Source organism: Acetobacterium sp. K1/6, from assembly GCF_034438075.1.
Classification (GTDB): domain Bacteria; phylum Bacillota; class Clostridia; order Eubacteriales; family Eubacteriaceae; genus Acetobacterium; species Acetobacterium carbinolicum.
The window spans coordinates 1-13077 of the sequence record NZ_JAXQGA010000007.1 but is presented as its reverse complement, the minus strand read 5'-3'; the positions used below and the strand labels follow the sequence as shown (position 1 = coordinate 13077).

Sequence of the window (13077 nt, the reverse complement as noted above, 5' to 3'; positions counted from 1 at the left end):
AAGTTTGAGTAAATAATTATTTAATTGAGAGCTTAACGCTGGTATGAAATACGGACTGCCAGAAAAAATTAAATACTAAAGGTCAGGCTTTGTGTACACACACCCCATGAACATCATGCGCTGCTTCCATAATTGCTTCTGATAACGTTGGATGGGCATGAATGCAATCCCCAATCTGTTCTGCCGTCAATCCCAGGTGTACTGCCAGCGAAAGTTCTGCCAGGAGATCGGTGGCATGAGCACCGACAACCGCGGCACCAATGATGACGTCTTTGGAATCAACAATAATTTTAACAAACCCCTGAATTTTACTCATTGCCTGCGCTTTGCCAAGGGCTCTGAAATCAAATTGTCCGACTTTATAGGCAATCCCCTGGGCTACGCATTCCAGTTCGGTCAAACCGACCCCTGCCACTTCCGGTTCAGTGTAGACACAGCGGGGTACAGCTTGATATGCTACTGTTTTTCCGGCATCTTTTACGGCATTGTAAGCTGCGACGATCCCTTCTTTAGCGGCAACATGTGCCAGCAATGGTGTCGCAACGATGTCACCAATGGCATAAATGCCTGGGATATTTGTTTCCATTTTATGGTTAACGTTAATGCGTCCGCGTTCATCAACAGCAACACCAATGCTCCGGGCATTCAGGTTATCAAGGTAACTGCGACGTCCAATGGCAACCAGCATTGATTCAGCTTCAACCGATTTGCCATTGGTAAGATTTGCTTGTATACCCGTTTCAGTCACTTCAACACTGGCAATGCCATTACCAGTCAGGACTTTTAGCTTATCTTTTTTAAATTGACGCGCCAGTTGTTTGGCTGTTTCAGCATCTTCTAATGGAAGAATCTGATCAGCCATCTCAACAATCGTAATCTGAGTTCCCATGCGACTGAGGAATTGACCAATTTCACAGCCAATGACCCCGCCGCCTGCAATGATCATAGATTTTGGCAATGCCTGAAGCTCCAGCACCTCATCACTGCTGATGACTTTTTTTCCATCAAATTGGAACAGAGCCGGAACAATTGGTACCGATCCTGTCGCCAGAATAATCTTATCTGCTTTAATGGTTACCGTTGTTCCATCGTCTTTTGATACTGCGACGGTATTTTTATCTACCAGCGTTCCAGTACCTTTGATCATAGTCACATTGTTTGCGTTAAAAAGATATTCAATTCCCTTCACCAGGCCACTAACCACCTTGGCTTTACGCTCCATAATCGCTTTAAAATCCGGGGCTACCGTGCCTTCCACATTAATGCCGAAGGCTTTGGCATTATGAATGGTTTCCAATGCGTCGGAAGTAGCCAAAAGCGCTTTTGTCGGGATACAGCCGCGATTTAAACACGTTCCACCGGGCGAATTTTTTTCAATAATCGTCACTTCAGCACCAAGTTTTGCCGCCATAATGGCCGCTTCATATCCGCCTGGGCCTGCTCCAATAACTGTTATCCGCATATCGTCACCAACCGTTGTACTCTGGCCATACCGATGCTTTTTGGTGCGTTTGCTTCTGCGCCTTTGGCTGCCGTTGCAGCAAATCGGCCTATTTCTAATTTTTTGAGTAATGAATTTTTCATTATTCTCTTTCGCCTTTCTTTGTCTGTTATTCTTAATTCAATTGCTTTGATGCCCGTCATTTACCTGACCTGGTTTGTTAAATGGTTTCTGACTAAAACCGGACATCGGCATATACAGCACAATGACTCAAACCAGAAAAAGACTGAGTTCTCTAATTTATCGAACCTCATCTTTAAATTTCTGGTTTAAGTCATCAAACTTACTTATTTATCCGGATCTCCTTCACAAAGATCCGGATTATTTCCCCGACTTTAATTAACCGCCAATTAACTCGTTTTTTCTTTGATCAGCGCTTTATATTCATCAGCGCTGAGCAAATTCTTAAGCTCTTCGTCCAGGTTTGATGGTGTGATCTCAATAATCCAGCCGGCGTCATAGGGATCCCGGTTAATCATCTCAGGATCATCAGCAAGATCTTGATTTACTGCTGCAACGATGCCGCTGATTGGGGAATAGATGTCGGCAACCGATTTGGACGATTCAGCCGATCCAAAAGACTCCAATTGCACAACCGCACTCCCAACTTCCGGAAGATCCACATAAGTAATTTCACTGAGCATCTTCTGCGCGTAATCAGTAATACCAACCTTCACCGCCCCGTCGCCGATAACTTTTGCCCAGGTATCTTCTTTCGTATAGGAAGGTATTCCTCTTACTTCATATTCTTCAGCCATATTTTCAACACCTCTTTCTTAAATCTGTATACCCATGGCATTGGCCACCAGAACAGACAGATCGATTACTTCAATTTTTGATTTTCTTGCTGCTGCATTCAGGCCATTTTCACAGGAAGGACAAGTCGAAACAATCGTTTCTGCAGATGTCCCTTTCGCTTCGGCGACACGGCCGGCGGCAATCTCATTTGATATTTCCGGGAACGCTGTTGAAACCACCGAACCGCCACCACAACACCAGGCGTTTGCTTTGTTTCTTGGCATTTCAACAAAGGTTGCCCCTTTAACTGCGTTCAGCACTTTTCGTGGTTGTTCATAAACATTTTCATGACGCCCAAGATGGCAGGGATCATGATAGGTAAAGGTCTTTTCAATTTCGGTATCAAGACTAATTTTCCCATTATCAATCAGTTCCGCAATCACTTCACTGCTATGAACGATTTCAAAGGGAAGTTTGCCAATAATTTCTGGGTATTCTGTTTTTAATGCATGGAAACAACCGGCACAGGATGTGATAACTTTTTTAACACCAGCAGCTTTGAGTGCTTCCACATTATGCTGAATTAATTCTTCGGCCAGCCCGATATTACCATCTGCTAATTGGGGAACCCCGCAACACCATTCATCTTCACCGAGGTACGCCACATCAACCCCACCAGCTTTGAGCACCGCGACGGTCGCTTTAGGAATTTTCGTGTTTCGGTAAGAAGCATAGCAACCCGCAAAATAAACCGTGTCCCCTTGCTTTGGTAAGTCAAGTCCTTCGGCCCATTTGGTGCGTTTTTCGACGGGTTCACCAAATACATTATGTTTTGATTGCACCCCGGCATCGACACTTTTTAGCGCTTCTGGCGGGCCAAAACCGGCTTTCACCAGGTCGACTCTTAATGCATTCGTGAGTTTGGTTTCATCAATAATATTTTTTTCTCCGGTTAAGGGATCCATTCGTGTACACTGTTCATGACAACTGTTGCAGCCAAGACAGGTGAAAGTGCTTTCCATCAGTTCTTCGCTGTATTCCAATTCGCCATTCAGGATTGCTTTTGCAATTTGATTACGTCCCCGCGCTGCGTACTGATCAAATCCACCAGTATGTTGCTGAATCGGACAGATGTAACCCGCTTCTCCGACAATGCACATGCCGCAGCGACTGCATCCAAATGCCATTTTTTTATATTTATCCAACATGATTTATATCTCCTCTTTTAGAAATTCCAAAGCCCTGGACACATGATATTTTTCGGATCAAGTACTTTTTTGATTGAATTCATCATCTTAGAGTGGTTTGGTGACCAGGATTCAGCAATAAAGTTTGAGTTTGTTCCTTGTGAATAGGTCGAACAGGTTCCAACCTTTCGCATATATTCCTCTCCTACACGCCATGTCTTTCGCAAATGTTCTTCCGCTTCAGGTGTGGAAAACCCACTTCTGATGGTTATGCCAGTCAAGAAGATATGTCCCATCGGTACCAGGTAAAGACCTGCCGCCGTGGCATTTTCCCGATGGCCTTCAACACTTTTGAACGCATCCTGTAAGCCCTTTGTGAATTCAAGCGATTTTGAACGGGGGAACATTGATTCCCAGGTCATAAACGGACAGGAATTCGACGGAACATCCCGAACCATTTCCAATGTTCCGGTTGTGCCGGTCATCGCAAAATGATCCATTTTTTCATTTCCATGAATGGCCCCATGCTTTTCACAGACTGCTGAAATCTCTTTGATTCTGCTGTCGATATCAGCTTCATCATCGCCTTCCACTGCATAAAAAATAGCTCCATAGCCTTCAATTCCATCAGCGATTGCCTTAACCATGTAGTTTGTCATTTCAAACATAATGGTGTTGGTGTAGGGGACGCGCTCTTTGGCACTCAGCTCCAGTTGAATCGCCCAGGTAACCTCCATGGAAGGCGTTACATAGCTGATCGCCTTCATATGCTTCGGTATCGGCAGGGTTCGATATACCACCTCAGTGATCAATCCAAATGCGCCGCCACTTCCAACAAACAAATCGGTCAGATCAGGACCGGTTACTTCTCTGAAATAGATGTCTTCGCGATTTACATTTGAATCCGGACCGGCGCCTGTTGTAATAATATCGCCATTCGGAAGGACGACTTTTAAGCCCAGTACAAAGGTCCAATTACATCCCAAAGTTGACACATTTTTACCAAATCCGGCGCCAGCGATGCCACTTGTAAGCCCACCAGCCGTTGCTGTGTAATAAGGCCCAATGACGGTATTGATAAAATGACCATAGGGTCTCAGCGCATCATCGATGGTACTTAAACGGGATCCAGCCCCGGCAACTACCCTTGAATTTTCAATATCAACCTCGATCTCATCCATGCGACCCATATCAACCATGATATTCCGGGTTGCCTCGCCTTTGGTGACACCGCCGCCTGCCTGACCGCCGCCTTTTACTGTAATCGGATAGCCGGTACGATTCGCCAGCTTCACAATCTCCGCCAATTCTTCAGAAGACTTCGGCCGTACGACGATACCAGGCATTACGCCAGGAAATGCGCTAATATCTCTTGCATATGGAATCAGTGCAAAATAATCATCAATCACATATTTTGGTCCGACAATCGCCGCAATTGCGTTTTTCAATTCATGACCACTTTTCGTTTCTTGTTTCATTAGATCTCCTCTCTATTCTGCCAACTCTTTGGAAAATGTCGGTTGTACTTCTATGTTAAAACAGGCCATTCAGAAATTTTGTACACTCTGCCCACTGGCTTTCTGGACCGATTCGCCTATTCACATAACTTTAAACTACCCAAACATTTGTACATTGCTGTTGACTTTGCTATGCATCTAGTTATATTATACATAGTGTTAAAACGATAACAATGTACGGAGTGAATAACAATTCGCACTCCGCATCTCGATAAATTGTGCGCATCGCACAAGTAATGTAAAGGATACCACGATGGATATTTCAGTTGATATGATCAAGGAACGGTTTATTTCGCAAAGCTGTGCCGTACTGCGGGAATCTGGTAAAAAATATACGCCGCTTGCCGGTGTTCGATTGTTCGATGGTGCATGTTTGCCAAATTACCTTACTATCGGCCGCTGTGGCGAATTGGCCGGATCGCTGGGTGCAGCGTTTCAACCCTTGCCGGAAGAAAATAAGCTGGTGATGTGTGTTGCCGACGATATGTTTCTGATTCTCGACGAATTATGCCTTCCTAAAATTCTCAATCTGGCCATAGCTGCCTTTGACTATTATCGCAACTATGAAAATCAGCTCATGAATGCGGTTTATAGGGGTGCCGACATGCAGGAACTGCTTGATCTTACCGAACCTTATTTTAAAAATCCTGCCTTTATTGCAAACTGGCATGGCGAAGTTTTTGCCTTTACAAAAGCTTATGCAAACGATTATTTTCGTTCTGCCTGGAGCCATATTGTAAAAAAACGAAGGCTCCCATTGTCTTCAGTTCAGACCTTGCGCAATTCACCCAATTATTATACCGTTACCCATAAAAATACCACTGCCATATTTGAATTTCCCGATAATGACTTCAAGTGCATCATTGGCAAGGTGGATAGCCCGCTGGATTACCATTTATATCTGCAGATCATGCAATGTAAAACACCAGTCACCGATACAACCTGTGTTCTGGCTACTACGCTTCTTTCTGCCTTGGAAAGCATAAACCCGCCTCAAGAGGCAACCTCACTTTCTGAATTGTTCTGTGATCTGCTCGACAAAAAAACAGTCGATCCAGAAAAGCTGAACTGGGTACTGGTTACACTGGGCTGGGAAAAATGCGATCATTTTCTGCTCTTGAGCTTTTGGAATAGCGAGGGCTCACTTACAGCAGAGGTACTTTGCGGAGAGCTTAAAACTTCATTAGTACGGGGGCAAATGTTTATCTGGAACGAACGACCCCTCATGCTGATCTGCGAATCCGACTTTGCCGAAGTAAAGGTGCAAATCGAACAATTAGTCAATGAACTTTCCTTTATTTGCGGTGTTTCAATGCCTTTTTCCCGTTGGGATATGCTTTCTGTTCAATTCAAGCAAACTGAAACTTCAATTCGATACTGTGATCAAAATAGCCGTATTAGTTTGTGTATCGATCATATTTGGGAATACTTATTTGATCAACTGGAGGATATGGTTAATATTTCACAGCTTTTTCACCCTGCTGTTATTACCCTTGCCAACTATGATCGTAAAAAAAACGCGCAGCTCTTACTGACGCTGTACGTCTATTTATCAAACGAACGCAGTCTTTCTCTGTCCGCAGACAAACTTTTTGTTCATCGAAATACATTGCTTTATCGGCTGCATCAGATTAATGAGTTAGTAGATGTCGATTTAACTAATGATGAAGTCCGGGCCCATATTGTCCTTTCATATCGAATGATGAAAAACGCGGATGATCCTGCTTAGACCTTACTCATTACATTAATTTAAGATTTTTAAGTTTTTCTTTTTTCATTTGATCTGTCATCCGGGGCAACGGCCACTCGATAAAGTCCTTTGTCATTTCCTCTTCACTTAATTTTGGAACTGGAAACACCTTATCAAAATCTTTTGGTTCATATGGCACATCATAGTATTCCCCATTGTTCAGCATTTTTCTTCGGTTTATGTATGTTTCCACCATCGCCGTCATCATCCCTGGCAAGCCTTTATTATCCATTGACATTGCCGGAAGCGGTATTCCGGTTACGCCCGGCAAACCAAGCGTAGCTGCCCCGATATCGCAACACCCACCGGTAAACAGATCAGCAAACGGTTCCATCTCTCTGGCACATTCACCAATGGCATATTTTTTCATTTGCAACTCATTGATATCTTTTTTATTGTAAGCTTTACCATCTCCATCAAAATAGTAAGTGACCCCGTCGATTTTCACCCCGGCACCATAGATAATGGCCAATTTGAAATTTTTGTCAACTGGCTTTTTACTATATATATACATTTCGAAAACCTGAGCAATCGCCGGGCGGCAACCACCGTTGCACATCCCTTCCATTTCTCTGACCATTTCAGGCGTCACCTCATCAATACTGTTAATTTGATGGATGGTATCATTTTTAGTCACACCAACAAGCATCTTCACATTGGGAAAATGCTTTCGAAAACGTTCACTTAAAAGCGATTTATCTGCTGGTCTGAATTTGAAATACTTGGGTGTTCCAATGATCTCAGTTTTGGGATCACCATATCCTCTCGAAACGGCTTCTTTGATGAGGACATTTTCCTTAGAATCAAATCCCATCATATCCGTCGTCAGTCGATCTGCTTCGACGGAATTATTACTGACCACAATCATTTTAGAGTCGACCGGATCAACTGGGCCCGGTGTTAAGCCTTCGGCCCCGACGATTCCATCAATAACGGTCAAATCCGGTTTAAACAGATACAAAAGATCCACTAATTTTTTTTCGATCTGATAGCTGTGGTTACGGTAACGCATATTAACTGGCAAGGTTCCCATCGCATTTTTAAATCCCAGCGTAACGCCTGTATAAAGATTGGTTTTCATCTTGGGTACGGAAATATAATAAGCTTCGCCCCGGACGATTTCACTGAGTAAGCGGGGAATGCAGACTTCTTTCATAACCTCTGCCTTTGGAAGAATGTAGCGGTCGATTGGCAGGTTTTCAAAAGCAACAAGGCCGGTATGGTATTTTTTAGCGACCCGATCCAGTCCGGTTGTTTTAAAATTGGATGTCGTTCCCATGGCTCCGCCTGAGGACTCGGCAATGGTGATCCGGTTGGTGTATCGGGAGATATAATCCACCACCGCTTCAAATACTCTGGGGTCCGTAGATTGGGGCATATCGGCATTTTTGTATCCCATATTGTGATAGACACCCACGAGGTTTGGTTTGATAATGACATGCCGGCCATTGATTTGTTTTCTTAAATCGATTTTTTCATCAAGCTTGGACAGTGCTGAAAACACGACTCTTCTGATTTCTTTAACATCTTCCCGGCCATAATAACCAGGGGTTCCGTATTCTTTTGGCAAAGCAACATAATTATTTAAATAATTGAGCTGTTTTGCTTCTTCCACAACGACATAGCTTTTTTCCGTTTTTGCGGTCATATCCTTATTCTCCTTATTCTCCTTATTCTACTTATTCGCCTTTTTATCCATTCGATTCGGTTTCGTTTACAAAACGGATGCCGCAGCCTTTGTCTCTAAATTTATCTTCGACAAGCAGGCCTTCCTTTTCTAATTCTGCCATAATTTGTGCTTTTTTCATCTTGTCTTTGACTTCTTCCTGCAGCGGTTGCCACCAGGCAATTCCAAAAAGCATGCAATTAGCTACTGCCTCCGGTTCTGATACTTCCGCTGCTTTACCGATTTTACGCCCCACTATTGCGTATTCTGTAGCATGCAAGGCCGCAACGGCTGCCAGGGGTTTCCAATCTTTCTTCACTGCTCCATAAGCGGCTGCGCCGACAATAACGCCAAGTGAAATACCTTTGTTCAATGCTTTTTTTGTTCTATCTTTCATAGGGTACCATCCTTTCATATCCGTATTTTCCTGCTAAAAGCAGAACTTTGCTCATAATGTGTTCATATTCGTAATCTTCTCTGATCTCCGGTTGTCGTGCCCCGCCTTCACAGGTGGTCACACAAAGCTCACATCTCATGCACTTACTTTGATCAAAAATAACGGTGTCGCCATCTGCTTTATTGACGCCAAATGGACAGCGTTCAAGACATTTTCCGCATTTTTCGATGCCTAAACATTTCGCTGGATCCTGATTGCAAATCTCCGGTCCTTTTCCAATACCCGTCCCCGTTAACCGAACGCCCTTTACACAACTGCATACGTCATCATCACAATTGCACATAACAAAGAGGCCCGCTCCGGCATCAAACATGTACAGCGCCTGATGAACATATCCGCGAGTATGCATTTCATCCAGTATATCTTTGGCTTCATCAGCGGTGATTTCTTCAAACTCCATGCCCAGATCCAGGTAAATATCCGCACCATAATTCCCAAAATTCCTGGAATTAATAAACAAAATGTTGTTCTGGCATCTGATATTCTTACCGGTAAAGTTCAGGCTGGAAAAAATACCGTTGTTTGCGGTGGCGGAATGATAGGTGGTGAGACTGCTACACATCTTGCAATGACCAAACGACTTGATTTTAATAATCGTCAAGTCACGGTTATTGAGATAAAATCCGATATAGCAGTTGATGAAGAATATACCAGAAGAATTGAACTTTACAAATTATTAGATGAGCTTAAAATCAATCTGATGACAGATACTAAGGTTGTAGAAATTCAAGATGATGGTGTTGTTGTAGAAGTTAATGGCGAATTAGAGAAGCTTTCTTGTGAAACAATTGTACTGGCTATTTGGTTATTTACCTGAAAAATCACTCTATGATACGTAAGCGATTCAAAAGATGGCGTAGTGCAAAGCATATCGAATTATTGTAGACTAACCTAAAAGAACTTACAGGAGGTTAAGGATACAATGGACGAATCAAAAAGACAGCTTTGGGAAGAGCGTTTTGAAGAACAGGTAAACAGCGGAATGACCGTCGACGCCTGGTGTACCCAAAAGCAGCTTAGCAAATATACCTACTATTATTGGAAGCAGCGGATTCGAAAAGAAAAAACGGAGTCAATAGAAAAAAATACTGCAACGCCACTGTTTGCGAAACTGGAAATGCCGACAGCTTCTGATGAGAGAATAACGAAGGCGGGACTGATTATCAGATGGCGGGGTTTTGAGCTGATTCTGTCGGATCACAATGATATCGCCCTCGCAACGCAGTTTATCCGTCAACTTTCGCAGACATGATGGATCGGTTTATCAAAGACACAACCCATATTTATATTGCATGTGGAGCCACTGACTTCAGAAAGCAGATGGATGGTCTGGCCGTCGTTGTTAATACGGAATTCAAGCTGGATCCATTCTCTGTCAAATGTGCCTTTATCTTCTGCAACCGAAAAAGAAACGCCCTTAAAGTTTTACGTTACGACGGCAATGGCTTCATTCTAGCCAGCAAGAAGCTGCTGAATGGCATGAAATTTCAGTGGCCCAGAACACCTTCGGAAGTCAGAGAAATAACCGGCCAGCAGGTTCAGTGGTTGCTTCAAGGGCTTGAAATCGAGCAGAAAAAAGCCCTTCAGCCGGTGTCGATGACGCTTGAGAACAGCTGCTTTTAACCGCTTCAAAAAAGCGTAAATAAATTTTTGGAATGGCTTTAAAAAGGCGTTTTCAAGGTTTTATATTACCAATTAATGTAGCATTCTGACGCTAAAAATGGTATAATAGTACCAATAAAAAGCAAAGGAATGGATACGGATGACGGGACAAGAAGAACTGCTAATACTCCGGGCGCTGGTGGGAAAACAGAAAGAAGAACTGGCCGCCAAAGACGAAATCATTGCCAAACAGAATATCCGAATTGAAAATATGGTGCAGGCGTTGCTTCAGGCCAGAAAGAAACTGTTTGGTTCCTCCACTGAAACATCGAAAAACCTGGATGGACAACTATCCCTATTTGAAAAAACGCAGGAACTTGCGAAAGAACTGTTCAGCGAGCAGCAGAAAATAACCGTCCCCAGTCATACCAGGAAAGCCCGCCAACCCGGAGTGCGTCAGGAAATGCTTGCCGGTCTTCCGAAGGAGATTGAAGAGTACATCATTCCACCGGATGAGAACTGTTTTAAATGTGGTGGAGAACTGAAGGTTATCGGCAAACGGATCGTCCGAACCGAAGTGACCTATGAACCGCCAAAACTGAAGGTGAAGCAGATTATCCAGCAGATTGCAAAATGCACCCAGTGCGGCAAAGCAGGCAGTGAGAATCCCAAGGATCATCTTCAGAAAGCCGCCGTACCGGTACCAGTACTCCCGCATTCCATTGCCACGCCGTCACTGGTGGCTCAGGTCATGTACCAGAAGTTTGCCATGGGGATGCCCTTTGCCCGTCAGGAAAAAGACTGGTATCGGTTAGGGCTTATTCTATCCCGATCAAATATGGCGAACTGGACGAACCGCTGCAGCGAAGAATGGCTGACCCCGGTTTATGAACGCATTCATACCGAACTGCGCACCTGTGAGGTGCTGCATATGGATGAGACACGGATTCAGTGTCACCGGGAGGAAGGCAGGAAAGCCAACAGCGAATCCTATATGTGGGTGATCCGCAGTGCGGCATGCGAGAATATCCAAGCCGTTTTCTTTCATTATTCCCCAAGACGCAAAGGGGAGATCGCCAGGCAGCTGCTTTCCGGGTTCGATGGCTATTTAACGACCGATGCCTATTCCGCTTATGAAAAAGTCGAGAATATCCGGCGCAACTTATGTTGGTCGCACTGTCGCCGTTATTATATCGACAGCATTCCCTTGACCAGCAATGGGAAAGAAATCCCGGGTTCAAAGGGCGCCGAAGGCCGGGCCTACATCGACCTGCTTTTTAAAGTTGAGAACGAAATAAAAGATCTTTCCTATGAGGAGATCAGAGAAAAGCTTCTGGAAAGGTCACGCCCCATCCTGGATGCCTTTTGGTCGTGGGTTGACGAAACTGCGGCCATTCCAACGACGAATGAAAAGCTGACAGCGGCTCTGAACTATTCCAGAAACCAGAAGAAATATCTGGAAACCTTCCTGGAAGACGGACGTCTTCCCATCTCCAATAATCTCTGTGAGGCCAGCATCAGGCCTTTTGCAACTGGACGTCGTGCCTGGCTTTTTGCCGATTCACCAAAAGGTGCCACCGCCAATGCGGTTCTCTACACGCTGGTGGAATCCGCCCGGGCCAATGAGCTTGATGTCTACGAATATCTGAATTACCTTCTGACAGAAATCCCCAACAGCGACTACCTGCAACAGCCGGAAGTACTTGAAAAATACCTGCCATGGTCTCAGGAATTACCCGAGGTTTGCAGACTCAATCATAACTATAAAAAGTGCCTCAAATAATGATGTCATCAGTATAGCAGGTTTGGATCAAACTTGCTATACGTCATCTTTTGAAGCACTTACCTATGATACATTAAAAGACAAAGCAAAAGTACAGATTATCGGTGATGCTAATGGTGTAAAAGCATGCCGAGAAGGTTTCCTTGCTGGTTGTAATGCATAAAAACCTAACCTACATACCTGACATATTTCTTATCGTAAGAAATGCCACAAAATCAATACGGTAGACGAAATATGGCTTAAATATGTTCTTTCAACCTACCTTTTTATAATAGCCTGCTCTCGATTGAGGCAGGCTATTATTTGTTGGCTTTAAACCCTGCTTTTAAAGGGTTCTAAACTATAGTTTGTACACAACGTTTATCACAAGATGCTTTCAGTTTCCGGTACAGCAGATTTACCAGTTTTTCCATATTCAGGCATGCCAAAGTCAGCCCGACCTGCATGGCAACTCGGGTCTTCCCGACATACTGTATATAGCGCATCCCGTGGTGTTCCTTGGCTGAGCCAAAGACCCGTTCGATGGTTTCTTTACGCAGTTTGTATTCTTCTTTGCGTCCGGTTGTATGCCAGATATCTTCGCACTATTCCAGATAATCCGCCCACACATGCCGGGTGACAACTTTTGTATAATTTTTGCTCTGTGTACACTTTTTCAGGTCTGGACAGTGGGGACAGATTTCAGGATCACTTTTATACTCACGGTATTCCTCCCGATTGGACGTGCTGTATTTCAGAACCTGATCGTTTAGACAGATGTAACAGTCGTAGTATTTCATCAAAGACAACATAATCCTTTTGGAATTGTCAATAATAGTTCAGTCAAAACGCGCAAGGAATTTTCCAAGCCCCTATAGAATAGCCAGCCATCATCGC

13 protein-coding genes and 1 pseudogene are annotated in these 13077 nt (G+C 44.0%); 5 read left to right on the top strand and 9 right to left on the bottom strand.

Features of this window, described 5'->3' with window-relative positions; genetic code table 11:
• Positions 1-82: 82 nt before the first annotated feature.
• The 5 genes from lpdA to U2P91_RS07740 form a co-directional block, all read right to left on the bottom strand.
• A complete protein-coding gene (lpdA, locus tag U2P91_RS07760; protein WP_322519383.1) occupies positions 83-1462 on the bottom strand; it encodes a dihydrolipoyl dehydrogenase in 1380 nt (459 codons plus the stop codon).
• Entirely contained in the window at positions 1453-1644 is a 192-nt protein-coding gene (locus U2P91_RS07755) for a hypothetical protein (RefSeq protein ID WP_322519382.1), read from the bottom strand. Before U2P91_RS07755 ends, lpdA begins: the two co-directional genes overlap by 10 nt.
• A gap of 207 nt (positions 1645-1851) precedes the next feature.
• Positions 1852-2259 carry a glycine cleavage system protein GcvH gene (gcvH, locus tag U2P91_RS07750; protein WP_322519381.1) on the bottom strand — a complete coding sequence of 136 codons (408 nt, stop codon included), beginning with the start codon at positions 2257-2259 and terminating at the stop codon, positions 1852-1854.
• A gap of 18 nt (positions 2260-2277) precedes the next feature.
• Entirely contained in the window at positions 2278-3447 is a 1170-nt protein-coding gene (locus U2P91_RS07745; protein ID WP_186841312.1) for a (Fe-S)-binding protein, read from the bottom strand.
• A gap of 17 nt (positions 3448-3464) precedes the next feature.
• On the bottom strand, positions 3465-4904 hold the full coding sequence (locus U2P91_RS07740; RefSeq protein WP_186841313.1) for an FAD-binding oxidoreductase: 1440 nt from the start codon (positions 4902-4904) through the stop codon (positions 3465-3467).
• Positions 4905-5196: 292 nt separating this feature from the next.
• On the opposite strand from U2P91_RS07740, the gene U2P91_RS07735 reads away from it, so the two are divergent.
• Positions 5197-6672, top strand: a complete 1476-nt coding sequence (locus U2P91_RS07735; RefSeq protein WP_322519380.1) for a helix-turn-helix domain-containing protein — start codon at positions 5197-5199, stop codon at positions 6670-6672.
• Between the two features lie 10 nt (positions 6673-6682).
• On the opposite strand, the gene U2P91_RS07730 is transcribed toward U2P91_RS07735, so the two are convergent.
• Genes U2P91_RS07730 through U2P91_RS07720 form a run of 3 tightly spaced genes read right to left on the bottom strand, consistent with a single transcriptional unit; the run spans position 6683 to position 9378 of the window.
• Positions 6683-8341 (bottom strand): DUF362 domain-containing protein, encoded by a 1659-nt coding sequence (locus tag U2P91_RS07730; protein WP_322519379.1) that lies wholly within the window; start codon positions 8339-8341, stop codon positions 6683-6685.
• A gap of 43 nt (positions 8342-8384) precedes the next feature.
• Positions 8385-8756: a hypothetical protein gene (locus tag U2P91_RS07725; RefSeq protein WP_322519378.1), complete on the bottom strand. Its 372-nt coding sequence runs from the start codon at positions 8754-8756 to the stop codon at positions 8385-8387.
• On the bottom strand, positions 8746-9378 hold the full coding sequence (locus U2P91_RS07720; protein ID WP_322519447.1) for a 4Fe-4S binding protein: 633 nt from the start codon (positions 9376-9378) through the stop codon (positions 8746-8748). Before U2P91_RS07720 ends, U2P91_RS07725 begins: the two co-directional genes overlap by 11 nt.
• Between U2P91_RS07720 and U2P91_RS07715 the strand changes: the two genes are divergently transcribed.
• The 4 genes from U2P91_RS07715 to tnpC all read left to right on the top strand — a co-directional run bounded on the left by U2P91_RS07715 (position 9265) and on the right by tnpC (position 12201).
• Entirely contained in the window at positions 9265-9633 is a 369-nt protein-coding gene (locus tag U2P91_RS07715; protein ID WP_322519445.1) for an FAD-dependent oxidoreductase, read from the top strand. The two genes, U2P91_RS07720 and U2P91_RS07715, sit on opposite strands and share 114 nt — an antisense overlap.
• Positions 9634-9738: 105 nt before the next feature.
• Positions 9739-10068: an IS66 family insertion sequence element accessory protein TnpA gene (gene tnpA / locus U2P91_RS07710; RefSeq protein WP_322519377.1), complete on the top strand. Its 330-nt coding sequence runs from the start codon at positions 9739-9741 to the stop codon at positions 10066-10068.
• Positions 10068-10439, top strand: a complete 372-nt coding sequence (gene tnpB / locus U2P91_RS07705) for an IS66 family insertion sequence element accessory protein TnpB (protein ID WP_322519376.1) — start codon at positions 10068-10070, stop codon at positions 10437-10439. The genes tnpA and tnpB overlap by 1 nt, the downstream gene beginning before the upstream one ends.
• Positions 10440-10578: 139 nt before the next feature.
• Positions 10579-12201, top strand: a complete 1623-nt coding sequence (gene tnpC, locus U2P91_RS07700) for an IS66 family transposase (protein WP_322519375.1) — start codon at positions 10579-10581, stop codon at positions 12199-12201.
• Positions 12202-12536: 335 nt separating this feature from the next.
• Here the strand turns inward: tnpC and U2P91_RS07695 are convergent.
• A pseudogene (locus U2P91_RS07695) lies at positions 12537-12980 on the bottom strand (transposase).
• Positions 12981-13077: the final 97 nt, after the last annotated feature.